Genomic DNA, 25376 nt, shown 5'->3' with positions numbered 1-25376 from the left:
GGAATAAATTTATAAGGTGATTGTTTCACCAATTTCCGGAAGTAGTAACGTTTTGCCTTCACGTTTAAATTTAGCTACTGCATCTTCCTGATTGATACTAATTGGAGGAAAAGTATTGTAATGTACGCCAATTACCTGATCACAATCAACATACTTGGCAGCAATAACAGCATCATCTACATCCATAGTGTAATGACCGCCGATTGGTAAGATGGCATAATCAAGATGATACAATTCAGCCAATAATTTCATTTCTAAAGTTAAAGCTGTATCACCAGCAAAATAGATTTGCTTACCTTCCAGCTCCAATACAAAACCAGCCGGATTTCCACCATAACTTCCATCAGGATTTGAACTACTGTGAACTGCCCACACCGTACGCAATTTACCAAAAGGCAAGGTTTGCGTTCCAAAATTAATGTCAATAACTTTATCAACACCCTGAGCTTTTATCCATTTAGCTACCTCGACCACCGCGATAACCTGTGCATCAGTTTGCTTAGCCAATTCTACTAAATCAGCTACATGGTCACCATGCCCGTGACTTACCAAAATATAATCTGCTTCAATTTTAGATATATCAACATCCTTTGCCAGTTGATTAGATTTTATAAATGGATCAAATAGAAATTTTTTGCCATCAGCTTCGATCAAAAAGCATGACTGACCATAATAAGTATATTTCATATTATAGGGGATTTAATTATTATAAACCTCAAATGAACACAATTTAGTACACCAAGGCTTTGAACTTATTTATTGTCCAAACATGCCACCTAAACCGCCAAGCATATCTTGTGCTGATGCCTGCATTTCTGTAGCACTTACTTCTTCTGCATTGGCAAGTGCTTTATTGATTGCAGTTAAAAGTAATTCCTCTAACTCCTCTTTATCTGCATTTTTTAAAAATTCTTCATCAATAGCAACACCAGTGATGGCTTTATTAGCTGTTGCTGTAATCTTAATGGCACCGTTTTCAACTTCACCAAATACAGAAATGGTATCTAAACGTTTTTTAATTTCTTCAGCTTTTTGTTGTGCTGCAAATAATTTATCGAACATATTTGTTGTTTTTATATTAAACGAAACTAAGTTGAATTGGTTTTTAAAAGAAAAGCATAGCAGCAATAATTTTGCTACTGATGAGTATATAGTTAAGATAATCTCTCTAACTCATTAAATTCTTCCAAGGATAGTATTGAGTTCATCAAGAAAGCGATCAATCTTTTTAGTACCTATAAAACTCTTTAAAGACATTACATGCATTTTATCTTTACTTGGTAAATAAATTTCAGCATTAACTTCTGTACCTGAATAAATAAGGTTAGTTGTTTTTCTTACAATCTGAAAGCGAATAATATCTTCAAAAGCATATTCCTTAACCCTTCGGCCACCAAAAGTAGAGTGGATTAACTTTTGTTGGTTTTTATCAAATTTAACACTTGAAAAAATCATGTAGAAAAATGCCAGGCCAATTATAAGGGGAAAGTAGGTCACCAAGATCCTTTTAAAGGCATTTTCATCAGCCATAAAACTTGGATTAAGTAAAATGGCAACAGTAATGCCTATCATGATTAAACCAACAATAACGCCACCAATTTTCTGTTGTTTTAATTGGTAAACGCCTCCTTCTTCTTTAAAAAATTCAAAATCATAAATGGTTTGCTTCGGAATCACCGGTGCATTGGCAAAAACAAGTTCATCAATTTTAGGCAGCACTTCATTCTGAAACTGAATAAGATTAGGATCTGTTACTTTACTATACCCACTTGATACCGCTAATCCTTTTCCATGCCGGTTACTCTTTTTAAATAAGCTATAACTATAACCACCTCCAAATACCTCATAAGGGGTAACGGCAGCAATATTATCAAACGGGATTGATCCAACGGGCAAGAAACCAATTTTCTTGTACAATTTTCTGTCTGTACCGTTAAAGATTAATTTCGATTCGGCCATCAATACGATAAGCAATGGAATCATCAACAGGATACCAGAGTAACTTAACTTAGTAACCAGGGAATAACTGCCCATCTGACTGGAAAGAAAATAGATAAACCCTAGAAATAGAATAAAAAAAACCAATCCAACTATCCGTAAATTGCGTTTCGGATAAATGGTGAGCGTATTTGTCTCAATAATCCATTTTGTCTTTGCCATAAAAATTAATCTTCATCAGAGCCTGGTAAGCTCCCGTTTCCATGATAAGCACCTTTACGGATGATTGGCATATTCAAGTGTTTGTACAAATCATCCAGGTGCATTAAACTTCCGTTAGTTAAATTTCCTAAAAATATTACGATGATGTTTTTATCCAGATCACGCACATAGATGTGCCTGAAACCATGCCACCATCCCGTATGATATACTACTTTATCCATCTTTTCACCATCAAACATTCTCCAGCCATAGCCATAATTAAAGTGACCATTTACAGGCTTGTTACGCCCAACGTATGATGAATCACTACTTTTTTTAGTAATTAGTCGTCCATTTTTCAAATACTTATCAAATAGAACCAAATCATGTAACGTACTGTAAATTCCTTTATCTCCAACTGGCCCATCTAAAAAATTCTGTGCAACAGAATACTTCCAGGTACGATCATGCCCAACAACATCAACGGGAATTTTTTCATATTCTGTAGTGCTGTACACGTGCGTATGCTTCAGCCCTGCAGGTTTAAAAATATGTTCCATCATATATTGTGAATAGCGCTGGCCTGTAACCTTTTCAATAATCGCTCCTAAGACCATAAAATTGGAGTTATTATAATGGAAGCGATTATCTGGTTTAGTATAAGGATTTGGTTTGCGTTCGGCAATTACATCCATTACTTGCTGATTGGTAACGCCTTTTTTCATAGGGCGTTTTTCTTTCCTCCAGATATCATCAATGAAATAAACATAATTCATCATTCCGCTCCGGTGGCTCAGCAGCAGTTTTACCGTAATGCCATCGTAAGGAAAGTTTGGAAAAAATTTCTTTACATTATCATTCAATGATAATTTACCTGCTTCTACCAATTGCATAATTGCCGTTCCGGTAAAAGTTTTGGTAATCGAAGCCAGTTCAAACTCAGAATTTATCTTTAAGCTATCGCGATGTAAATAATCTGCCCAGCCAATTGCTTTTTCGTATAATATTTTACCATCCTTCGCAACCAGCATATTTCCATTAAATCCATATTTTTTATGCAGGTTCTGTACAAAATCAGCGATCCACTTATCACCTTTTGCAGGATCGTATGCAATTAAAATACTGTCCGCTTTATCATCTTCTTTCACGCGGATTTTTGCATCAGCTGCCTTTTTCTCTTCAGCTTTTTTACTATTACAAGCTGTTAATAAAGTTATCGAGAGGGCTAATGCTGAACATATATATCTAAAATTCATTTATATTAAAAAGTAGGGATTTAAAACCCGAAAATTAAAGAATTTTAGACGGTTAATCGGAAAGAGTTTTAAACATTTGCGCATTTTTGGTTGTACCAGCATTCGAATAAATGACCTTTACTACCATAAACAGGATCATTATCTGGATTTTTCACATTAGCAATGTCTTCATCTGCTTCGGGGCGCTCTTCAGGCTTACCGTATTTCATGTTATACTCTGCTCCATTTGGATAAGCACCAACAACTGTAAAGTCTTCACTAGCATGTAATTTCATGTGTGCTACACCTGCCGGGATCATCACAACATCACCTTTATCAAGTTCAATGCATACGCCATGTTCCCCACCAAACTGAACTTCTGCTTTACCGCAGTAAACGCCCATCACTTCGTGAGTGTTGCTATGATAATGTTGGTAATCAAAAATTCCATCTACCCAAGCATTTGTATATCCGTTCTGGGCGAAGACTTTTTTAATCGCTTCTTCGGTCTCATCAGGATGAATCAGAAAAGCTCCTTTATAAATCATTAAAGGTAATTTTGGATTATTGGGAAAGTCTCCATTTTCCGCTATTGTATGTGATACAAGGTAAGCTTCCTGTATTAATTTTTCTTTGTTCATAATTATGATGTTTATTTACTAACAAAGCAAGATGGAAAGGGTTTAAATTTAGTCGAGATAACTGGACGATCAAGATAATTTCCGCAGAACCAATAATCAAGACCCAATCTGCGAAATCAGCGGGAAAATATTAATAGCTAAACCAAACGCCTATTTTCTCCCGCAGATTAAAGTGATTTCCGCAGAACCAATAATCAAGATCCAATCTGCGAGATTAGCGAAATCAGCGGGAAAACTTATTTATACTCCCAGAAAAACATTCATGTTGGATTTTTCCAAAAACACTCGACAAGCTCAACATTTCCAAGCATCAATTGATTTATGATACAACCTACTAAAAATTATCTCTGACTTTCCGCCCATGCATCCATTTTAGATTCAAATACCGAAAGCGGGAAAGAACCATCCTTTAAAACTGCCGTGTGGAAGGCCGCTAACTTAAACTTCGCCCCTAGTTGTTTCTCATATTTACTTCTCAGTTCGCGGATTTTCATTGCCCCAGTCTTATAACCCAAGGCTTGTGCAGGAATCCCCATATAACGCTCAATTTCAGCTGTAGCACCTTCAGTGCTGATTGCTTCATTATCCGTCATATATTTAATAGCTTGTTCCCTGCTCATATTTTTTGTGTGAATGGCAACATCAACAACCAAACGAATCGCCCGGTGCATTTCATCACCTAAAGCACCCATGTGCTGATAAGGATCCTGGTATAAACCAAGTTCTTTCCCTAAAGATTCGCAATAAAGTGCCCAACCCTCAACATAAGCATTATGACCACCAAAACGACGGAAGTTTGGAAGCAACTTATTCTCCTGAGTTAAAGAAATCTGATAATGGTGGCCCGGAATAGCTTCATGTAAAAATAAAGACTCCATTCCTGAAGTCGTATTAAATGTCTTAGCATCCAGAATGGGCACATAGAATATCCCGGGGCGCTTGCCATCCGCCGATCCCTGATTATATTCTGCACTTGCCGAGGCTGCCCTGAAAGCTTCCGTCTGACGGATCTCGAACGGCGTTTTTGGTTCCACATCAAACATCTTTTTCAGGTTCGGTTTCATCCTTTGATGGATACTTTCAAATGCTGCTAAAACTTCTTTTGGCGTTTGATAAGGCATAAATTTCTTATCCGTTTTCATGTATTCGAAAAATGCTTTCAAATCACCCTTAAAACCAACCAGATTTTTGATACTATCCATTTGCCCCTTAATCAGTGCCACCTCTTTTAATCCCGTTTGATAAATTTCTTCAGGCGTTTTATTGGTAGTGGTTTGTTGTTTTACCAGGTAAGTATACCACGCTAAACCGCCTGGCATGGCCGAATATCCAGAAGTTGTTCTCGCTTTAGGTAAATATTCCTGCTGAAGAAAATCACCTAACTTTTTATAAGTTGGAACAATGATATTAGTAATCGCATCGCGATATTCTGTGGTAAGTTTTTGTTTATCAGCAGCTGAAAAACTTTCAGGCAATGTACTTATCGGACCATAAAAAAGACTCTTTTCTGGGTTAGAAACCACCATGCTTTGCATTTGAGGAATCATTTTAACAACAAGCGCTTTAGGTAACACAATACCTACTGCTTCGCCCTTCTTAAAATTGGCAATTGCCGTATCTGCCCAAATTGAAAATGCAGTTACACGTTTCAGCCAGTCTTCATAATTCTTCACGGTTTTGAAGGGCTGTGCACCAGTACCGGATCCCAGCTGACCAATGGTTAGTGGCAAAGCAAACATCTGGTTAAAGGGAAGATATTCAGAATGGTATTTTAATCCTTCCAAATTGATATTTAACTGATCTTTTAGATAATCGTAGGAAAGTTTATCATTTTCTGAAGATAATTCTTCGCGGTTGTACTTACCCAAACTATCAAGATAACGCTGATTATAGTCCCTATATGCTTTAATGAAAGCCTGAGAACCATCATTCGGCAAAAGATCATTATAACGCTCATCTCCAATATAGGTTGCGCCAATAGGGTTAAGCTTTAAACCTTCCTGATAATATTGCTCACACATTGCCGCAAATTGTGGGTTATTAACTGCATTATCCTGTTTGCTTTTTTGCTTGCAGGATAGTAACGCAATAGCACAAAGTGCAAAAAGAGTTATTTTATTCATTTAATCTGAGTTAAGGTCTCTTCAAAAATAGCAAAATTATCACCTAAATATAGAAATGGTATTGAACGCAAAAAAGCCATCCTTTTTGGGGATGGCTTTAATTATTTATGAGATCCTTCGACAAGCTCAGGATGACAATTGACACTAGGCCAATAATCTGATTGGCTCTTCTAATAAACCTTTTAATGTTTGTAAGAATTGTGCCCCGGTTGCACCATCAACCACACGGTGATCACAACCTAAAGTTAATTTCATTACATTACCAGGAACAACAGCTCCATTTTTCACTACCGGAACTTGCTGAATCGCACCTACCGATAAAATTGCACCATCTGGAGAGTTGATAATTGAAGTAAATTCATCGATACCAAACATACCTAGATTAGATACAGTGAAGGTAGAACCTTCCCAATCTGCAGGCTGTAATTTTTTAGCTTTTGCTTTACCACCAAAGTCTTTCACTTCTGCAGAAATGTGAGATAAAGATTTACCATCAGCGAAACGCACTACAGGAACTAATAAACCATCTTCCACAGCCATCGCTACGCCAATGTTGGTATGTTCATTGAAACGGATTTTATCACCACCCCATGATGAGTTAACTGCAGGGTGTTTCTTCAATGCCACTGCAACTGCTTTAATTACGATATCGTTAAAAGATACTTTAACAGGAGCAACTTCATTGATTGCCGTACGGGCAGCCATTGCGTTATCCATATCAATACTTACTGTTAAGTAGAAGTGTGGTGCAGTAAATAAGCTTTCAGCTAAACGTTTGGCAATTACTTTACGCATTTGCGAAACAGGTTGCTCAGTAAATTTAACCTCACCAACAAAAGTAGGAATTACCGGAGCAGCTGCCTGAGCTTTCACTGCTGGTGCACTTTCAGCTTTAGTATTTCCGCTTTCAGCTTGTGCCGCTGGCTTATAATTTTCGATATCTTTTTTAATGATTCGACCACCCTCTGCACTACCAGCAACCTGCGATAAATCAATTCCTTTATCCTTAGCAATCTTTTTAGCCAAAGGCGATGCTTTCACACGGCTATCTGAAGAACCTTCTGCAACAGGGGCAGATGAACCAGCATCAGCAGTTGTAGTTTGTTTTTCTTCTTTCGGAGCTTCTTCTTTGGTTTCAGCTTTGGCAGCAGGAGCTGAACCGCCAGCTAAGATTCCGCTAACGTCTGTTCCTTCCGGACCAACAATGGCAATAATACCATTTACTTTAGCAGCTGAACCTTTTTCAACACCAATGTGTAGTAAAGTACCCGTTGCATAACCCATCACTTCCATAGTCGCCTTATCGGTTTCTACATCAGCTAAAACATCATCATCTTTTACTTTATCACCAACTTTTTTATGCCATTCAGCAATTACGCCTTCTGTCATGGTATCACTTAGCAAAGGCATCCGAATCACTGTAACACCTTTCTCTGCCAATTCTTCTTCACCTAAACCACCACCTTGTGCAGGAGCAGCTTCTTCTTTTTTATCTTCAGTTTTAGGCGCATCAGTACTTTCAGCTTTTGGCTTTTCGCTTTCAGCTTCTGCACCACCTTTTTCCGCTTCTAAAGCCGCTTTGTAATCTTCACCTTCTTTACCAATAACGGCCATAACCGCATCAACAGGAACAGCGGTTCCTTCTTCTACACCAATGTATAAAAGGGTACCATCCCAGTAAGATTCCATATCCATTGTTGCTTTGTCAGTTTCTACTTCTGCCAAAACATCGCCGCTTTTCACTTTATCGCCCACTTTTTTATGCCACTTCGCCAAAACCCCTTCGGTCATGGTGTCGCTCATTTTGGGCATTTTAATTACCTCAGCCATTATATCTAATTAATTGAAATCTTTAAAATATTAGTCCATTACATAAGGATAGTTTTCCGTCATGTATACATCTTTGTATAATTCGGTAACTTCCGGCCATGGAGATTCTTCAGCAAATTTTACTGCCTGATCTACTATCGCTTTAACTTTCGTTTCTACTTCTTCGATCCATGCCTCATCTGCATATTTTTCTTTTAAGATCGTTTCTCTTGCAAGTTCAACCGGATCTTTAGCTTTATAATCTTCTAATTCTTCTTTAGTACGATATTTAGCTGGATCTGACATCGAGTGACCACGGTAACGATAAGTTCTCATTTCTAAGAAAGTTGGCCCTTCACCTTTACGTGCACGTTGAATAGCTTCATCCATTGCATTATGAACTGCAACCGGATCCATACCATCTACAGGCGCACATGGCATATCAAAACCTAAACCAATTTTATAAATATCAGTCATGTTAGTGGTACGTTGTACCGAAGTACCCATTGCATAACCATTGTTTTCACAAACAAAAATTACTGGCAATTTCCACAACATCGCCATGTTAAAGGTTTCGTTTAATGCACCCTGACGTACTGCGCCATCGCCCATATAACAAATATTAACATTATCTGTTCCTTTGTATTTTTCTGCAAAAGCAACACCAGCACCTAATGGAATCTGACCTCCAACAATTGCATGACCACCATAAAAATTATGTTCTTTGCTAAACATGTGCATCGAACCACCTTTACCTTTAGAGCAACCTGTAGCCTTACCGTACATTTCTGCCATGATGCTATCGGCACTTACACCTAAAGCTAAAGCATGAGCGTGATCGCGATAGGTAGTAATCATCGAATCACCTTTTTGCATTGCAGATATTGCTCCTGCAACCACAGCTTCTTGTCCAATGTATAAATGACAAAAGCCACGTATTTTTTGTTGTCCGTATAACTGGCCAGTTTTCTCTTCGAATTTGCGCATTAGCAACATCGACTCAAACCACTTTAACCAGGTATCTTTATTTATTTCTACTGCACTCATTTTAGGGTATTTGTTTTTTTGCGACAGCAAATCTAATTTTTTTATTATAATTTTTGGCACTTTCTAATGTAAAAACATCATAATATCAGCTATGAAATTACATTTAACTTTTGTTACTTAATCATTTGGCCTTTATATCTACTTATTCTCCTAAAAAGGCAATTTCACAGATGGTTGACTTCACAATTTAACAAATTCCTTATTCTAATTATTATGAAATTTTATTCTGCTAAACTTTATCTCACCACAATTAACCAATCCTTGCTTAATCACTTCAAATAGAAAATTCCAAGTCCTAAAATCTCAAACTTTGAGCTTTCTTTTTAAAAAAATAAATCTTAACATAATAAACACAGATTCAATTCGCCCTTTATTCTAAGATTCTCTGCCTTAAAAAGTCAATCCTATTAAAATAACTTTGATGTGGAGCTATTTAAATTAACTCAAAATGATTTAATATTCCTTTAAAATTGTTTTATGCTACAGATAATTTAGGCCGTAAAACACCGTTAACTAACATGTCACAACTTTGAGATGTTAATAACTTTTGCTTTTTAACACAAACATTTGGATGACATTTGTATAATTGATATCTTTGACAATCAACAATAAGCCAAAATGGTTTACGTTACTGTGTAAGTGAATACCCAAACATAACTGTATAACATGATTAAAAAATTTTTGTTTTCATCCCTAATCGCTATTTGCACGTTCTCTGCCGCATTTGCGCAAACAAAAACGAAAGAATCTGGTAAAGACTTAAATGATCCTGACAACTTAGCTTCACAGTACTTTTCTCAAGTAATGGGTGTAGCGGTAGATGCGACTTCGAACTTAAAATTATATAAATTTATTTACGAATGGATTGGAACACCTTACAGTTATGGTGGTTCAAGCAAAAAAGGGATTGATTGTTCTGCTTTTACCAAAGCGATATACGACAAAGTTTTCAACACCACGATCAGAAGAAATTCACGTGATATCTTCAGCATGGTAGATCCATTATCTAAAGAAGATTTAAAAGAGGGTGACTTGGTTTTTTTCAAGATAAAAAGCAGAAGTATTTCTCATGTTGGTATTTATCTTGGCGATAACAGATTTGCTCATGCATCCAGTTCAAGAGGTGTGGTAATCAGTAATTTAAATGAGCCATATTACAGCCGCTATTTTTACAAAGGTGGCCGAGTATTGGAATCATTCAAAAAAGAATTTACAGTAGAATAAATACGATTTAAGATTGTAGCCTTACGATCTTAGATTAATAGATATAATCCTCCTAAAGCAATTTTGGAGGATTTTTTTTTACATGACTAATCATAATGAAGTTTTTTAACACACTCTTATTTTCTTTTATTGCTATCGTTATTTTCATTAGCTGTACAAGCAATAATGCGCAGGTTACGGTTCCGAAAGAAAAGCATGATACCCTGATCAGAAAAATTAAAGACACTATCTCCATCACTGCAGTAGGTGATATTATGCTTGGTTCAGCTTTTCCCTCTAAAGAAAACCTCCCCCCTGATGATGCGGTAAATAGTTTTCAGGCTATAGATAGCTTATTAAAAGGTGATATTGTATTTGGAAACCTGGAGGGTTGCTTTTTAAATTCCGGAAGCTCTACAAAATGTAATGGGATTAATCCAAACAATTGTTATGCTTTCAGGATGCCAGAACGTTATGCAAGTATTTACAAAGAGGCTGGCTTTAATGTATTGAGTATTGCCAATAATCATGTTGGAGATTTTGATACAAGGGGTAGAAAAAACACGGCCCGGATTTTAGATTCTTTACAAATTCATTATGCAGGTCAACTTAATAAACCTTTCGAAATTTTTGAAAAGGATAGTATTAAATATGCTTTTTGCGCCTTTGCCCCAAATGAGAATACCGTTTCTATTAATAAAGTAGCTGATGCCAAAGCTTTGGTTACCCGCCTCAAAACCATGGCAGACATCGTTATTGTGTCTTTTCATGGTGGCGGTGAAGGAGCACGTTTTGAACACGTGCCCCGTAAAAATGAAATTTTTTATAATGAAAACCGGGGAAATGTATATGCCTTTGCACATGCAGTGATTGATGCTGGTGCCGATGTAGTCCTAGGTCATGGCCCACATGTTACCCGTGCTGTTGAAGTTTACAAGAATAAATTTATCGCTTATAGTTTGGGTAATTTTTGTACTTATGGCATGTTTAGTCTTAAAGGTAATAATGGAATTGCTCCATTGCTTCAGTTAAAGATAAATGCCAAAGGCGATTTCTTATTTGCTGATGTAACTTCTATTAAACAGGACAAAATCAATCGTTTAACATTAGATGAAAATCAAGGTGCATTTAAACGTATGAAATCCTTAACAGATATTGATTTTGTAGGTCACCAGCTCAACTTTGAAAATAATAAGATAACCTTAAAAAATTAACTTCCTGTTACATCAGTTACAGTTTATTTACGAATCTTTGTTTATGAAAAAAGGATTGATACTTCACTATACTATTGGAATTGCTGCTGCAATTTTGGTCTTGGCTGCAGCATATTACATCAACCAAAATCCTAAAAACCTATTATCAGCAGGAATTATTATATTAGCGGGATCTATAGTGGCATTTAGTCAATATCTGATTATCAAGCATAAAAGAAAACAATCATAATATGAAAGATAAATGGATAAAGCATAAGGGTAATGTACTTCTTTTTCCCTTAATCATTTTACAGATTTTCATGGCATTTGCTCCATCCAATAAATTGGCTTCAATTATATTGATAAGCCTCGCTATCTCAATATATTTTATAATGGATTTTAAATATGGAGAATAAAATGCGATAAGCACTATTATTACAAATGGTGATAATGACCGCAATCATTATCACCACCAATATTATCTAAAGTAACATTATACTAAAAGAAGACCATCTGAGGTTCTGCTCAGCATTTGCCTAACTCTCGTCTTTCGTGTTTTTAACGAGCCCAATTCCCGATACGAAAAATATCAGTCCTATAATTCCATACACCAATAATCCCCTTGTAGCTGTACTTTGGTTTACAAAGCCATATCCTGCATAGATTAGCCCGATAATACCTAAAATTGTTAATACTGTTCCAAAAGTGCGTTTTACATTCATTGATTTTAGATTAATAGATTAAATACAATAGATTTAAACTTTTGTTTTAAAGTATAGAAAAAAGCCACGATCTTTTTAGAAACGCGGCTTTTTTTCAGTTTTTGATCAATTACCAAACACCTAATCTATTTTCTGGCGCTAAATACATTTTTGCTGTGGTGGGTATATTAAATGCCTTATAAAAAGCCTCCATATTATAAACTGTACCATTTACCCTAAACATTTCCGGACTGTGTGGATCTGTTTTAATGCGAACACGCATGGATTCATCTCTGGTTTTCATTCTCCAAACCTGTGCGAAACCTAAAAAGAAACGCTGATCTGGTGTAAAGCCATCAATCTTTTTATCGCTCTTGGCTTGATCTGTTAATTTAAAGGCATCATATGCAATATTTAAACCGCCAATATCGGCAAGGTTTTCGCCTAAGGTTAATGCGCCATTCACATGCTGATTATCTAAAAGTGTAAACTTATTATATAACGCAACCACTTTATCGGCTTTGGTTTTAAATTTTGCTGCATCTTCTTTTGTCCACCACTCTTTTAAATTACCCGCAGCATCGTATTGCCTGCCCTGATCGTCGAATCCGTGCGTCATCTCATGACCGATAACTGCACCAATAGCGCCATAGTTAATGGCATCATCTGCATTAAAAGCGAAGAATGGAAATTGCAAAATTCCAGCTGGAAAAACAATTTCATTATAGGCCGGATTATAATAAGCATTCACTGTTGGAGGTGTCATAAACCACTCCGTTTTATCAACCGTTTTACCCAGCTTAGCCATCATTTCTTTATAACTGTGTTTTCTGGCCGATTGAAGGTTAGCGAAATATGTACTTCGTGAAATTTCTACATCATCATACTTTTTCCATTGATCAGGATATCCTATCTTTTTAATAAAGGCATTTAACTTTTCGATTGCTTTTTTCTTGGTTTCGGCAGACATCCAATCTACTTTTTTGATTCGTTCTTCATATACCTTCTGCAAGTTATTTACCAATTCAAGCATACGTTTTTTGGCTTCAGGCTTAAAATATTGTTCTGCATAAAGCTGTCCTAATAAATCACCAAGATTATTATCTGTGTTGTTAACCATTGTTTTCCACCTTTCAGTTTGTGCAAGCTGTCCGTACAATGTTTTACTAAAGAATTCAAACTTTGCCGTTCTAAATGCTTTAGTAAGTGCATTTGCAGCATTATTAAGTGCATCAAACTTTAACTTTTCTTTCCAGCTTTCAATGGGCTGACTTTTTATTAAGGCAGATAATGTCTGGTAATATTTAGGCTGTCTGACAATGATGCTATCTGTCGATGCTCCAAGATTTTTCAGAACCGTATTAAAGTTGATATTTGGAATTTGTTTCTGAAAATCTGCTACTGCCAGCTTATTATAATTTTTCTGAGGATCACGCAGTTCAACAGGTGTTGAGTGTGATTTTGCCAGCATGGTTTCTAACTTTAGAATATGATCGGCATAGGTTGAAGCTTGAGCAGAATCTCCGGCAAGGCTAAATACTTTGGTGATGTACTTTAAATATTCTGATCTGATTTTTTTAGCCTTATCATCCTGATCAAGATAATAACTACGTTCTGGCAAATTCAGTCCTGTTTGGGTAAAAATAAGCACGTTTTTGGAACTCATTTTATCATCCGGATCAACACCAAAACCAAATAAATCTCCCTGACCGTTTTTAAAACCTTCGGATACAAAATTAATGAGATCCTCATCATTTTTAATGCCATCAATTTTTGCCAATAATGGCTTTACTGGCATTACACCAAGCTTTTCAATGGTTAAAGAATCCATTCCACTGGCATAAAAATCACCAACCTTTTGTTCATTACTTCCTTTGGCAACATTGCTTTTAGCAGCATTTTCTAGAATAGTTCTTAAATTTTTAAGATTATCATTATATAAGGTATAGAAAGAGCCCCATCCAGTTTCTGTTTGTGGGATTTTCGCATTTTTCATCCATTTTCCATTGGCATAAAGGAAAAAGTTATCGCCCGGTTTTACTGTCGAATCCATTCCGGCAGTATCAAAAAATACAGTTCTCTGATCTGTTTCTGTAGCCTGATGGTTTTTATCATTCTGACAGGCCGCAAATAACAATATTGCCGCCGCAGGAAGAAATAAATTCTTTTTCATGTAATATATAAGTTAGGAAAAAATAAAGCTACAAAAAGCATCATGTAATTTGTATGATTTTTTTTTAACTTCAAAAAAAATCTAATTATGCAATACATCATTTACATCGTCATCTTTCTTGGAATTGTAATTCTGTTTAGCTCATTTGTTACGGTAAAGCAAGGCACTATAGCCGTTGTAACCATTTTTGGAAAATATCAACGCTTATTAAGGCCTGGGCTAAATTTTAAAATCCCTCTAATTGAGCAAATTTATTCACGGATTTCCATTCAAAACAGGTCAGTTGAGCTATCATTTCAGGCTGTAACACAAGATCAGGCAAATGTATATTTCAAAGCCATGTTGCTTTATTCAGTGATTAACCAGGATGAGGAAACCATTAAGAATGTAGCCTTTAAGTTTGTTGATGCAACCAATTTAATGCAAGCGCTAATCAGAACGATAGAAGGTTCGATTCGTGCTTACGTAGCTACTCAAAAGCAAGCTAACGTGCTGGCACAACGCAATGAAATTGTATTGCACGTTAAAGAACAAATAGATCAGGTTTTAGATGGCTGGGGTTATCACTTACAAGATTTGCAATTAAATGATATCACTTTTGATGAAGAAATTATGCGCTCCATGAGCCGCGTAGTGGCTTCTAATAATTTAAAGGCAGCCGCTGAGAATGAAGGTCAGGCTTTATTAATTACCAAAACCAAAGGTGCAGAAGCTGATGGTAATGCGATTAAAATTGCTGCAACAGCAGAGCGTGAAGCTGCTCAACTCCGCGGACAAGGAATTGCATTATTCCGGGAAGAAGTGGCAAAGGGTATGACCAATGCAGCTCATGAAATGCAACAGGCCAACCTTGACACTTCGGTAATTTTATTCACCATGTGGACTGAAGCCATTAAACAGTTTGCCGAATATGGCGAGGGTAACATTATTTTCTTAGATGGAAGTACCGAAGGCATGAATAAAACCATGAAGGAAATGATGGCCATGCAATTGAGTCAGAATGATGTTAAGAAAAGTTAAGCAAATTTAATTTCTAAAATAGGCTGATGCATAAAACGCATCAGCTTTTTTTATGCGTAATCATCAGATGTGTTATAGCTAAATCAAAAATGGATTCGGCTAAATTGTAGACTTAAAAATGATGGAGTTTTGTATAGTGATTCAGGAGCGATTTATAGCGTAACTCAATCTAAAATTCATTCAACATTATTTAAGAAATTAAAGCAATTCACTATGAAAGTTTTTGTAACAGGAGCAACTGGCTTTGTTGGCTCGGCCGTGGTTAAAGAATTAATTCATGCCGGTCATCAGGTTTTGGGCCTGGCTCGCAATGAAGCCGCAGAAAAAGCACTATTGTTGGCTGGAGCCGAAGTGCATAAAGGTGATCTGGAAGATCTGGAAAGTTTACGCCAGGGCGCAAATGCTGCCGATGGGATTATACACATGGGCTTTATTCATGATTTTACCCGTTTTAAAGCTGTTTGTGAAATTGATCGCATAGCTATAGAAACCATTGGGAATACACTTGTAGGAACCAATCGTCCCTTTATCGTTACTTCAGGCACCCTGATGGTTAGTCCTGGGCAACTGGCTACAGAAGATACACTTCCAGATTATGACGGCCAAAACCCAAGAATTGCATCCGAAAAAGCAGTTGATGTACTTGCAGCGAAAAATGTCCGCATATCTGTTGTTCGCCTTTCGCCATCTGTTCATGGCGAAGGCGATTTTCATGGCTTCGTACCTATACTGATTGAAATTGCCCGTAAAACAGGTTCATCTGCTTATATTGGCGAAGGGAAAAATCGGTGGACTGCGGTTCATCGTCTTGATGCCGCCGTCCTTTTTAGATTGGCTTTAGAACAAGCCAGCCCTGGCGCACGTTTTCATGGTGTAGCAGAGGAATCGATAGAAATTAAAACAATTGCTGAAACTATTGGCGAGCAGCTTGGCTTACCAGTTAGTTGTATATCGAAACCAGAATCAGCAGCCCATTTTACCTGGTTTGAACATTTTGTAAGCATCGATGGTCCTGCTTCATCAAGCTTAACTCGTGAGCGATTGGGTTGGGAAACAAAGCATCAAACCTTAATTCAGGATTTGAAACAAGACATTTATTTTAAGTAAATTGTAGTCATGAAAGATTCGAACAGGTACCGATTTAAAACAATCTCAGAATACCATAAACTTGCCGGATTGCCCAAGCCAGGGCATCCGCTGGTGAGTGTGGTGAATCTGGAGGAAGTAAGAATGCCTGTAAATGGTCGTTCAAATACCATGATCTTTGACTTTTATTCCATTGCGTTGAAGCGTGTTCCTGATGCTAAAATTAAGTATGGCCAACAAATGAGTGATTTTGATGATGGTGTATTATTCTTTATGGCCCCAGGGCAGGTTTTTACGGTTGAGGTTCATGAAGATAAAATCCATCGACCAACCGGGTGGATGATCCTCTTCCACCAAGATTTACTTTGGAACACACCTTTGGCTAAGACAATAAAAGATTACGACTTTTTTGATTATACATTATTTGAAGCCCTGCATGTAGCTGAAAATGAAGAAATAACTTTAAACAACGTTATCCAACAATTGAAATGGGAAATGAATAGCAATATAGATAGCTTTACCCAAAATGTTATTATAGCACAAATAGCACTACTACTAAATTATGCACAACGTTTTTATCAACGCCAATTTATTACACGTAAAGTGAGCAATCATGAAATACTCAATCGATTGGAAAACGTTGTCAATAGCTATCTAAATGAAGATCTCGCCAGCAAAGGCTTACCAACAGTAACTTACATCGCCGAAAAACTAAATATTTCTGCGGGCTATCTTTCAGGATTATTAAAAACACTCATTGGCCAAAATATGCAACAATATCTTCATCAGAAACTGATTGATTTGGCTAAAGAAAAGCTTTCAACGACAGATTTATCCGTTAGTGAAATTGCTTATGCGCTCGGTTTCGGACATTTGCAGTCTTTCACCAAATTATTCAAAACTAAAACTAACCTTACTCCTTCAGCATTCAGGCAATCTTTTAACTAGGCACCCATTAGTAATTAATATCTGAAGCTAAACTTTTAATACAAAAAAGCGGGCTACCTGATTCCAGACAGCCCGCTTTTAATCTTAATAATTATTTATAACTTCTGTGCGGCTGTACCTAAGTTCATTACATAGTTACCAGATTGCTGCATAAAATCGCCCATTACTTTTAAAGATTCATCTTCAATAAAATCAAAAGAATCTTGTTTAGTTACTTTCTCTCCTTTTTTAATTGCCGGCAAACCTCTTAACGCCCTTAAATCATTTTGTCTGGCTAAAGATTTTGCTTCCTGAGCATCACGTTCAGCCTTTAGCTTAGCCTCATTTAATGGAACAGATACTTCTTTATCTCTTTTTTTCAATTCCACAATATCTTCTTTTAGATATTTAAAATCTAAAGAGTTTGCAACTCGCTGCTCACTATTTTTCATTAATCCTGCCTTTACAGTTGAAAGATTTGCAACGGCAGTAAAGCTAGAACTTGGAATAACATCCCAAGGTAAAGCAGATGGTTCAGTATCCTCTCCTATTTTATCCATTGGATATACCGACGGGAAAACAACATCTGGCATTACCCCTTTATGTTGAGTGCTGCTACCAGCCACACGGTAAAATTTGGCCATAGTCAGGTTAATCTGACCTAAGTTAATATCTGCAGCACTGGTTGCATTAGGAGAAGTACCAAGTGTTTTATCTCTGGTAACCAAGCCAGCAATTTTCTGTAACATGCCTGGATTAACTAATTTATTTAAATCAATAGATGATTGAACCGTTCCTTTACCATAAGTTTGACTGCCCATGATAATTCCACGACCATAATCCTGAATTGCACCAGCAAAAATTTCAGATGCTGAGGCACTTAAACGGTCAACCATTACACCAAATGGCCCATCCCATGCTACACCAGTATTCTCATCTTCGTCTACTTCTATCTTGCCACGTAAATCTTTTACCTGTACCACAGGTCCTTTATCAATAAATAAACCTGTTAACGAAATGGCTTCTACTAATGAACCACCACCGTTTCCTCGTAAATCCATTAATATGGCATCAACTTTATCAATATTTTTTAACGAATCAATAAGTTTTCTAACATCACGGGTGGTACTTTTATAATTTTTATCTCCAGCATTTGCTGCTTTAAAATCGGCATAAAATGCAGGTAATGAAATGATACCAACTTTATAATCCTTCCCGTTTGAATTGATGGTTTTTACTTTTTTCTTGGCAGATTGATCTTCCAGAATAACCTTTTCTCTCATCATCTCAATGATCACAGGTTTTGATGACATTTCTTTTCCAACCGGAATAACTTTTAAACGAACCTTAGTTCCTTTAGGGCCTTTAATTTTGCTCACTGTTGCATCTAATCTCCAGCCAACAATATCCACAAAATCTTCATTTCCTTGTGCAACAGCAATAACTCTATCACCTGCAGTTAATTGCTTTCCTTTGAACGCTGGTCCGCCAGGAATAATTTCTGCGATTTTAACCACTTCATTTTCCAATTGTAAACGGGCACCAATCCCTTCGAATGAACGAGACATTTCTTCATTAAATTCAGTTGCCCTTGCTGGAACGAAATAGTTGGTGTGTGGGTCGATTGATTCAGTAAAAGCATCCATCAAGATTTGAAAAACATCCTGATTATTATTTTTAGCGATCTGAGATTTAAGATTCTGATAACGCTTGGTTAGTGTTTCTACATTTTTTGCTTCTGCAGAACCTGCAAGATTTAAATTAACCAGTTCGTATTTAACCCGTTTTTTCCAGGTATCATTTAAAGCTGTTGTAGATACGGCCCAAGGCATTTTTTCACGATCATAAACATAAGTATCGTTCTGATTAAAGTCATACTTGTTTTTGATCTGCGCTAAAGAGTACGTAAAATATTCATTTAATCGTTTTGCATAAACGTTGTAAATGTAAAATGGACCACTTAAATCTCCATTTTTAAAATCGTCATCCAGGCTATATCTGTATTTCTCAAACTCTTTAATATCAGAAGCTAAGAAATAATTTTTACCCTGATCTAAGGCTTTGATATACTTATCTAAAATGAGTGAAGAAATGGAATCATTAACTTGAACTTTCTTATAGTTATAACTTTCAATCAGGTTCACTACTTCTTTAATCACGAGTTGTTGCTGCTGATCAGGCATAACATTGGTAACACCATCAACTATTGGCTGAGGCTTCGGAGCGGCATGACATGCAATCACTGCGGCAGTAAAAATTATAAAAAATACTCTCTTCAACATCTCTTTAAATGATTTAAAATCCATTTCTAATTCTATATAGCCAATATGATACCATTTTAACAAAAAAACAAAAAAGAGACAGCATTATTACCGTCTCTTGTTAAAACTAATCAAATCTAACCAAAAGCTTCTTATTTAACAATTCTTAAATGCTAACGTAATTAAAATTAATTTGTTTTAAGATATTAGACAGTAAGACTTTTAGGATTAATTTTTTCTAAAAAACAGAAATTACCTATTAATAGAACGTTGAAGAGTGATTAAACGCAACTTATTTTATTAAAGAGAAGAAATAAGACCTATTTGAGACTTGTTTTTGGAGTGGTTTTATTAGAAATCACTTCTCTGGCATCACGAATCTGGCTTTTAAATTGTGTTATTTTGACTGAATTGGCAAACCATTCTGCTGTTTTAAGATCTCTCAAAGCAAGTGTAAAATCTTTCTTTTTGATCTTAACCTGCACGATTCCCAAAATGGATTCTAAATAGGCATTATTGCTTTTTAACTGTTTAGCCAACATGCCCTGCTGGGTATAAAACCACATTGATTGTGTAGATTTATTATTAGCCAAATATACCTTACCGAGTAATCCATAGGTATTCATCAGGCCATTTCTGCTGCCCATTTTTGAATAATTTTTAAGGGCAACATTCAATAGAATCTGCTCTGCATCACTAAAACGGCCCAGCATATAATGCATGTTGCTCATTTTAATAATAGCCTGACCGTATCTATTATAATTTTTAACCGAATTGTATTCGAAGGCTGCTTTACCAAATAAGGTTAGTGCCTCATTAAAATCGCCTTTTTTCTCTAAACTCTCCGCTTCTTCATAAAAAGAATTGCCATCTACCAAATCGAATTTTGAAACAGATATCGTTATCGCATTTCCCGCATTTGGCTCCTGAGCATCAAGATCTTGAGCATGTAGTTGAAATGAGGCAAAAAGGCTTACAAGAGCCAATACAATTTTGGACATGCAACAAAAATAATACTTTATATTTAACTTTAGCTAAATACCTGTAAATTAACATCGAAAGACGCCCAAACCATATAAGGGTGTGAATCACAATGATAAATTTCACCTGTATTTGAGATACCAATAACACCGGCAAAACCATCAAATGATTTTAGTTCCAGGAAAGATTTATCGCAGGCGTCTTTTAAGGAGAATCCATCCGTAACCCTGGTCACTATTTTTGAGGCCAGCGAACCACTTACGATGTCTTCACCAACGCCAGTACATGAAATACCCGCAAACTGATTGGCATAGTTACCTGCTACAGTTGCTGAATCACTCACCCGGCAAGGAATTTCAAATCCTTTCCCGCCTGTAGATGTAGCCGCCGCAATATTTCCTTCAGCATCTAAAGCCACACAACCAACTGTTCCTTTATTGTTGTGCTGATTAAGTTTTGCTTCATACTCAGATCGCCTTTGATCAGTAATAGGATCGAAATATGCAAATCCTTTTTCACGTGCGAAATGTTGCGCACCTTCACCACTCAGCACCCGGTCATCGTATGGCAATAAACTTTGGGTCACCTGAATCGGATTTTTTACATCCTCTACATTGATTACGCCGCTAAATTTTTCTGTTTTCCCATCCATTAAGGAAGCACTTAACCTTACTTTTCCATCACTTTGAATTTGTGAACCAATTCCTGCATTAAACAATTCATTGTCTTCCAGTAAAGCAACCGTGTAAACAACTGTTTCAAGTGCAGAATGGTTTTTCAGATAGGCATAACCAAGCTTTACAATATTTGCCAATGCGTCTTGCTTAGCTTTTTTAGTTTCCTGATTGGTTGATGACTCGCTGAAAAAGCCACCATGTATAATTAGTTTCATTTTATTAGTATCGAGATGTGAGTATCAAATATCAAGGCTGGTTTGTAATGGTTAACTATAAACTAAAAAATGTTAAGCGTTATCTGCAAACTGTAAATTGTTAACTGAAAATTGCAAACTAAAACTGCCTCTATCCTACAGGAATAACCTTAGGGTGATGAATAATTAAACTATGGTCTGTTAGATCATAAACATCGCCATCACACATTACATGCACAACCATATTTTTGATCGATACAGGCTGGCCCATTTCTACATCAGTTAAATTGGTATCTGCCATCTGACGACCGTCAACCAGAATCACCATACCTGAACCGATGGCTTCCATGATGTGCCCATCTGAGATAAATAATCCAGTATCTTCACCCAAGCCAATGCCTAAAATTCCAGGATTACTAGCTGCGGCATAAAGCAAACGTCCAATCCGCCCACGCTGAACAAAGTGTGTATCTACAATTACATCATCAATAAATCCCAATCCACCGGTAATTTTTACTTCACCTTTAAGCAAGGCATCCTTACTGCTGCCCTGATAAATCATATTTTTTGAACTTGCTGCTGCACCAGCCGATGTTCCGGCAATAACAACAGGCTCTGTTTTATATTTATCAAGCAAAATCTGATGAATTTTTGTTCCTCCAAAAATTGATGACAGCCTTAACTGATCTCCGCCTGTAAAAATGATGACTTCAGCAGCTCTAATCCGCTCACAATTGTCATCGGCATTAGCCTCTTCCCGATTGGTGATATTTAATACACCAACATTATGCACATCTAACTGCGCATAAGCCTTAATATATTCTTCGCCAACTTTCTCAGGCATTAAAGACGCCGTAGTAATAATCTCGAAGCGTGAATCAAGATCTTTAATTGATTCTGTAGTGATTCTCTTTAAAATTCCCCGTTCGAAAAAATTCATGTTTTCAGGCAATCCAAATTGCGTTTCAGCAAAGCTGCCTGTATTTATTGCGCCTCCAATAATGATGAGTTTGCCTTTTGGAACCATTTTGTGTGTATTAATATTCTATCAAAAAACCCAAATATATCAGCTTAAGATAAAAAACACGACTTTTTTTGTCAATAAATATGCATTTATTAACAATGGTTGAAATAATTATGAATAATTTGGGTTAAAGTTATGTCTGAAAATAAAACAAATAGCCTAAGAAATTCATTTAGCTATTTGATTTGCCAATTTTCAAAATAAATGCATAATTTACAATCATCAATTTTAGCATCTCTGGATTGAAAAAAAGATCTGCCCAAAATTTCATGATTTTTAATAAAAACGACAAAACATTACATGAAGATATATAACATCCAAGTATTAAGAGGGCCAAATATATGGTCGATAAACCGCAAAAAACTGATCCAGATGAGACTGGATTTAGAAGAACTGGAGCAAAGACCAACCAACCTGATTGATGGGTTTAGTGAGCGAATAGAAAAGTTACTTCCAAGTATGTTTACCCACCGTTGCTCTAAAGGGGTTGAAGGTGGTTTCTTTACACGTGTGAAAGAAGGCACCTGGATGGGACATGTGATTGAACACATTGCCCTGGAAATCCAAACTATAGCCGGAATGGAAACAGGTTTTGGTAGAACCCGCCAGACTAAAACCGAAGGCATCTATAATGTAGTGTTTAGTTACCTGGAAGAAAAAGTGGGCGTTTACGCCGCTGAAGCTGCAGTAAGAATAGCCCAGGCGCTGATTGATAATGAAGAATATGATTTAGAGCATGATATCAGGAGAATGAAGGAAATCCGTGAACTGGAAGCCCTTGGCCCAAGTACCGGATCAATTGTTCAGGAAGCGGTAAGTAGAAATATCCCCTGGATCAGGTTAAATAAAAGCTCATTGGTTCAATTAGGTTACGGCAAGAATCAGGTGCGCTTCAGGGCTACCATGACCGAAAAAACCAGCAGCATTGCTGTAGATATTGCCAGTAATAAAGAAGAAACCAAGCGTTTATTAACCGAAGCCGCAATTCCGGTGGCTTCAGGTGTAACCATTTCAAATCCAGAAGATCTGGAGGCAGCTGTTCTAAAAGTTGGTTTTCCTTTGGTTTTCAAACCATTGGACGGCAATCATGGAAAAGGTGCTACCATCAATATAAAAACGATGGAAGTGGCTAAAGAAGCCTTTGAATATGCTAAGACCTATTCTCGCCGGGTTATAATTGAAAAATTCATCACTGGTTTTGACTTTCGTGTGCTGGTTATTGACCATAAGGTAGTTGCCGCAGCACAACGCGATCCGGCTCATGTTTTAGGAAATGGCATTCATACTATTCAGGAATTAATTGATAAGGAAAATGAAGATCCTCGTCGTGGTTATGGGCATGAAAATGTATTGACAGAGATTGCTGTAGATCGTGATACATTGGATTTGCTGGCCAAAAAAGAATATACCCTGGAGACCATTCCTGAAAAAGGAGAAATTGTTTACCTGAAATCAACTGCTAATTTAAGTACTGGTGGTACTTCTATCGACGTTACCGATATTGTACACCCACAAAATATATTTATCTGCGAAAGAATTTCGAGAGTAATTGGATTAGATATCTGCGGAATTGATATCATGGCGCAAAACCTTACGCAGCCACTAACAGAAAACGGAGGCGTAGTATTGGAAGTGAATGCTGCTCCAGGTTTCAGAATGCATTTGGCACCAAGCGAAGGTTTACCAAGAAACGTTGCCGCATCTGTTGTAGATATGCTTTATCCGCAAGGAAGGTTATCACAAATACCAATTATTGCCGTAACCGGAACCAATGGTAAAACAACAACTACGCGTTTAATTGCCCATATCATCCGTAGTAATGGTAAACGTGTGGGCTATACCACCAGTGATGGGGTATATGTTCACAACACCATGTTGATGAAAGGCGATACCACGGGCCCGGTAAGCGCTGAATTTATATTAAAAGATCCAACCGTTGAATTTGCAGTTTTAGAGACTGCACGTGGTGGAATCTTAAGGGCTGGATTAGGCTTTAATGCCTGTGATATTGGCGTTGTGACGAATATTCAGGAAGATCATTTAGGCATTTCTGACATTCACAACCTTGATGACTTAACCCGCGTTAAGGCTGTTGTGATTGGAGCAGTTCGCCGGAAAGGTTGGGCAGTATTAAATGCTGACAATGGTTATTGCGTGAAGATTGCCAGAGATGCCCGCTGTAATGTTGCTTATTTTAGTATGGATGAAAACAATCCGGTAATTAAAGAGCATTGCAAAAAAGGTGGTATTGCAGCAATATATGAAAATGGATACATCACCATCAAAACCGGCGATTGGAAACTCAGGGTTGATAAAGCAACACATATTCCACTAACTTTTGGTGGGGCAGTAAACTTTATGATTCAGAATGTGCTCGCTGCAACTTTAGCGACCTACTTGTGGGGCTACAAACCTGAAGACATTCGCTTAGCACTTGAAACCTTTATTCCATCTGCAGCACATACACCAGGTAGAATGAATGTTTTTAGGTTTAAAGATTTTAAAGTGCTGGTAGATTTTGCACACAATCCTGATGGGTTTAATGGTGTTAAAGCTTATTTACAAAGCGTAGAAGCCACAGAACATGTGGGCATTATTTCAGGAACGGGAGATAGACGTGATGAAGATATTATTGAAACTGCACGCATTTCAGCTCAAATGTTCGATAAAATTTATATCTGTCAGGAGAAATACCTGCGTGGCCGTAAGCAAGATGAGTTGATAGATTTATTAATTAAGGGTATTAAAGAGGTTGACCCAAATAAGGAAATCATCATTAACAATAGAAGCACGGAGTGTTTACAAATTGCCATCGATTCCGCTAAAAAAGGATCATACTTAACCATTTTAAGTAATACGATAGATAACACTATCCAGCGGGTAACTGAACATCTGGATCGAGAATTGGAATCTTAAAAACAAAAAGGCCTCCTAATTAAACA

Annotated in this window: 21 protein-coding genes; 7 read left to right on the top strand and 14 right to left on the bottom strand. The window is 36.8% G+C overall.

Annotated elements, in window-relative coordinates; all coding sequences use genetic code 11:
* Window positions 1–9: 9 nt before the first annotated feature.
* From EV200_RS10205 to pdhA, 8 genes are all read right to left on the bottom strand, one after another.
* On the bottom strand, window positions 10–687 hold the full coding sequence (locus EV200_RS10205; RefSeq protein ID WP_132531979.1) for a metal-dependent hydrolase: 678 nt from the start codon (window positions 685–687) through the stop codon (window positions 10–12).
* 69 nt (window positions 688–756) lie between these two features.
* Window positions 757–1062 carry a YbaB/EbfC family nucleoid-associated protein gene (locus tag EV200_RS10200; RefSeq protein ID WP_132531976.1) on the bottom strand — a complete coding sequence of 102 codons (306 nt, stop codon included), beginning with the start codon at window positions 1060–1062 and terminating at the stop codon, window positions 757–759.
* A 114-nt stretch (window positions 1063–1176) separates the two neighbouring features.
* The gene (locus tag EV200_RS10195) at window positions 1177–2160 is read right to left on the bottom strand and encodes a hypothetical protein (RefSeq protein ID WP_132531973.1); all 984 of its coding nucleotides are present in this window, start codon (window positions 2158–2160) and stop codon (window positions 1177–1179) included.
* A gap of 5 nt (window positions 2161–2165) precedes the next feature.
* A complete protein-coding gene (locus EV200_RS10190) occupies window positions 2166–3395 on the bottom strand; it encodes a serine hydrolase domain-containing protein (RefSeq protein ID WP_132531970.1) in 1230 nt (409 codons plus the stop codon).
* A 68-nt stretch (window positions 3396–3463) separates the two neighbouring features.
* Window positions 3464–4015, bottom strand: coding sequence for a cupin domain-containing protein (locus EV200_RS10185; protein WP_132531967.1), 552 nt, complete (start codon window positions 4013–4015; stop codon window positions 3464–3466).
* A gap of 341 nt (window positions 4016–4356) precedes the next feature.
* Window positions 4357–6138, bottom strand: a complete 1782-nt coding sequence (locus EV200_RS10180) for a DUF885 domain-containing protein (protein ID WP_132531964.1) — start codon at window positions 6136–6138, stop codon at window positions 4357–4359.
* A gap of 144 nt (window positions 6139–6282) precedes the next feature.
* On the bottom strand, window positions 6283–7968 hold the full coding sequence (locus tag EV200_RS10175) for a pyruvate dehydrogenase complex dihydrolipoamide acetyltransferase (protein WP_132531961.1): 1686 nt from the start codon (window positions 7966–7968) through the stop codon (window positions 6283–6285).
* A 30-nt stretch (window positions 7969–7998) separates the two neighbouring features.
* A complete protein-coding gene (gene pdhA / locus EV200_RS10170; RefSeq protein ID WP_132531958.1) occupies window positions 7999–8994 on the bottom strand; it encodes a pyruvate dehydrogenase (acetyl-transferring) E1 component subunit alpha in 996 nt (331 codons plus the stop codon).
* 666 nt (window positions 8995–9660) lie between these two features.
* Between pdhA and EV200_RS10165 the strand changes: the two genes are divergently transcribed.
* The 3 genes from EV200_RS10165 to EV200_RS10155 all read left to right on the top strand — a co-directional run bounded on the left by EV200_RS10165 (window position 9661) and on the right by EV200_RS10155 (window position 11640).
* On the top strand, window positions 9661–10218 hold the full coding sequence (locus EV200_RS10165) for a C40 family peptidase (protein ID WP_132531955.1): 558 nt from the start codon (window positions 9661–9663) through the stop codon (window positions 10216–10218).
* A 95-nt stretch (window positions 10219–10313) separates the two neighbouring features.
* Window positions 10314–11411: a CapA family protein gene (locus tag EV200_RS10160; RefSeq protein ID WP_132531952.1), complete on the top strand. Its 1098-nt coding sequence runs from the start codon at window positions 10314–10316 to the stop codon at window positions 11409–11411.
* A gap of 43 nt (window positions 11412–11454) precedes the next feature.
* Window positions 11455–11640 carry a hypothetical protein gene (locus tag EV200_RS10155; protein WP_132531949.1) on the top strand — a complete coding sequence of 62 codons (186 nt, stop codon included), beginning with the start codon at window positions 11455–11457 and terminating at the stop codon, window positions 11638–11640.
* A gap of 286 nt (window positions 11641–11926) precedes the next feature.
* Here the strand turns inward: EV200_RS10155 and EV200_RS10150 are convergent, their stop codons facing one another.
* Window positions 11927–12112 (bottom strand): hypothetical protein, encoded by a 186-nt coding sequence (locus EV200_RS10150; RefSeq protein WP_132531946.1) that lies wholly within the window; start codon window positions 12110–12112, stop codon window positions 11927–11929.
* Window positions 12113–12221: 109 nt separating this feature from the next.
* Window positions 12222–14264: a M13 family metallopeptidase gene (locus EV200_RS10145; RefSeq protein ID WP_132531943.1), complete on the bottom strand. Its 2043-nt coding sequence runs from the start codon at window positions 14262–14264 to the stop codon at window positions 12222–12224.
* An 87-nt stretch (window positions 14265–14351) separates the two neighbouring features.
* Here EV200_RS10145 and EV200_RS10140 point away from each other — a divergent pair, with 87 nt between their 5' ends.
* The 3 genes from EV200_RS10140 (at window position 14352) to EV200_RS10130 (ending at window position 17318) form a co-directional block, all read left to right on the top strand.
* Entirely contained in the window at window positions 14352–15284 is a 933-nt protein-coding gene (locus EV200_RS10140; protein ID WP_132531940.1) for an SPFH domain-containing protein, read from the top strand.
* 213 nt (window positions 15285–15497) lie between these two features.
* Complete coding sequence (locus tag EV200_RS10135) at window positions 15498–16391, top strand: SDR family oxidoreductase (protein WP_132531937.1); 894 nt, start codon at window positions 15498–15500, stop codon at window positions 16389–16391.
* A 9-nt stretch (window positions 16392–16400) separates the two neighbouring features.
* Window positions 16401–17318: a helix-turn-helix domain-containing protein gene (locus tag EV200_RS10130; RefSeq protein WP_132531934.1), complete on the top strand. Its 918-nt coding sequence runs from the start codon at window positions 16401–16403 to the stop codon at window positions 17316–17318.
* Window positions 17319–17413: 95 nt separating this feature from the next.
* On the opposite strand, the gene EV200_RS10125 is transcribed toward EV200_RS10130, so the two are convergent.
* The 4 genes from EV200_RS10125 to EV200_RS10110 form a co-directional block, all read right to left on the bottom strand.
* A complete protein-coding gene (locus EV200_RS10125) occupies window positions 17414–19603 on the bottom strand; it encodes a carboxy terminal-processing peptidase (RefSeq protein ID WP_132531931.1) in 2190 nt (729 codons plus the stop codon).
* 275 nt (window positions 19604–19878) lie between these two features.
* A complete protein-coding gene (locus EV200_RS10120) occupies window positions 19879–20559 on the bottom strand; it encodes a tetratricopeptide repeat protein (protein ID WP_132531928.1) in 681 nt (226 codons plus the stop codon).
* Between the two features lie 29 nt (window positions 20560–20588).
* Window positions 20589–21431, bottom strand: a complete 843-nt coding sequence (locus EV200_RS10115) for an isoaspartyl peptidase/L-asparaginase (protein ID WP_132531925.1) — start codon at window positions 21429–21431, stop codon at window positions 20589–20591.
* A 130-nt stretch (window positions 21432–21561) separates the two neighbouring features.
* The gene (locus tag EV200_RS10110; RefSeq protein ID WP_132531921.1) at window positions 21562–22437 is read right to left on the bottom strand and encodes a cyanophycinase; all 876 of its coding nucleotides are present in this window, start codon (window positions 22435–22437) and stop codon (window positions 21562–21564) included.
* A gap of 297 nt (window positions 22438–22734) precedes the next feature.
* On the opposite strand from EV200_RS10110, the gene cphA reads away from it, so the two are divergent.
* Window positions 22735–25350 (top strand): cyanophycin synthetase, encoded by a 2616-nt coding sequence (gene cphA, locus EV200_RS10105; protein ID WP_132531918.1) that lies wholly within the window; start codon window positions 22735–22737, stop codon window positions 25348–25350.
* Window positions 25351–25376 lie beyond the last annotated feature (26 nt).

The organism is Pedobacter psychrotolerans (assembly GCF_004340665.1).
In the GTDB taxonomy this organism is placed as follows: domain Bacteria; phylum Bacteroidota; class Bacteroidia; order Sphingobacteriales; family Sphingobacteriaceae; genus Pedobacter; species Pedobacter psychrotolerans.
Note: the sequence above shows the minus strand (reverse complement) of the source record. Positions and strands in the feature narration are given on the sequence as shown.

Bases quoted from the DNA above. Each gene is read 5' to 3' on its own strand.
- EV200_RS10205 (WP_132531979.1), bottom strand. From the start codon at position 687: ATGAAATATACTTATTATGGTCAGTCATGCTTTTTGATCGAAGCTGAT.
- EV200_RS10200 (WP_132531976.1), bottom strand. From the start codon at position 1,062: ATGTTCGATAAATTATTTGCAGCACAACAAAAAGCTGAAGAAATTAAA.
- EV200_RS10195 (WP_132531973.1), bottom strand. From the start codon at position 2,160: ATGGCAAAGACAAAATGGATTATTGAGACAAATACGCTCACCATTTAT.
- EV200_RS10190 (WP_132531970.1), bottom strand. From the start codon at position 3,395: ATGAATTTTAGATATATATGTTCAGCATTAGCCCTCTCGATAACTTTA.
- EV200_RS10185 (WP_132531967.1), bottom strand. From the start codon at position 4,015: ATGAACAAAGAAAAATTAATACAGGAAGCTTACCTTGTATCACATACA.
- EV200_RS10180 (WP_132531964.1), bottom strand. From the start codon at position 6,138: ATGAATAAAATAACTCTTTTTGCACTTTGTGCTATTGCGTTACTATCC.
- EV200_RS10175 (WP_132531961.1), bottom strand. From the start codon at position 7,968: ATGGCTGAGGTAATTAAAATGCCCAAAATGAGCGACACCATGACCGAA.
- pdhA (WP_132531958.1), bottom strand. From the start codon at position 8,994: ATGAGTGCAGTAGAAATAAATAAAGATACCTGGTTAAAGTGGTTTGAG.
- EV200_RS10165 (WP_132531955.1), top strand. From the start codon at position 9,661: ATGATTAAAAAATTTTTGTTTTCATCCCTAATCGCTATTTGCACGTTC.
- EV200_RS10160 (WP_132531952.1), top strand. From the start codon at position 10,314: ATGAAGTTTTTTAACACACTCTTATTTTCTTTTATTGCTATCGTTATT.
- EV200_RS10155 (WP_132531949.1), top strand. From the start codon at position 11,455: ATGAAAAAAGGATTGATACTTCACTATACTATTGGAATTGCTGCTGCA.
- EV200_RS10150 (WP_132531946.1), bottom strand. From the start codon at position 12,112: ATGAATGTAAAACGCACTTTTGGAACAGTATTAACAATTTTAGGTATT.
- EV200_RS10145 (WP_132531943.1), bottom strand. From the start codon at position 14,264: ATGAAAAAGAATTTATTTCTTCCTGCGGCGGCAATATTGTTATTTGCG.
- EV200_RS10140 (WP_132531940.1), top strand. From the start codon at position 14,352: ATGCAATACATCATTTACATCGTCATCTTTCTTGGAATTGTAATTCTG.
- EV200_RS10135 (WP_132531937.1), top strand. From the start codon at position 15,498: ATGAAAGTTTTTGTAACAGGAGCAACTGGCTTTGTTGGCTCGGCCGTG.
- EV200_RS10130 (WP_132531934.1), top strand. From the start codon at position 16,401: ATGAAAGATTCGAACAGGTACCGATTTAAAACAATCTCAGAATACCAT.
- EV200_RS10125 (WP_132531931.1), bottom strand. From the start codon at position 19,603: ATGGATTTTAAATCATTTAAAGAGATGTTGAAGAGAGTATTTTTTATA.
- EV200_RS10120 (WP_132531928.1), bottom strand. From the start codon at position 20,559: ATGTCCAAAATTGTATTGGCTCTTGTAAGCCTTTTTGCCTCATTTCAA.
- EV200_RS10115 (WP_132531925.1), bottom strand. From the start codon at position 21,431: ATGAAACTAATTATACATGGTGGCTTTTTCAGCGAGTCATCAACCAAT.
- EV200_RS10110 (WP_132531921.1), bottom strand. From the start codon at position 22,437: ATGGTTCCAAAAGGCAAACTCATCATTATTGGAGGCGCAATAAATACA.
- cphA (WP_132531918.1), top strand. From the start codon at position 22,735: ATGAAGATATATAACATCCAAGTATTAAGAGGGCCAAATATATGGTCG.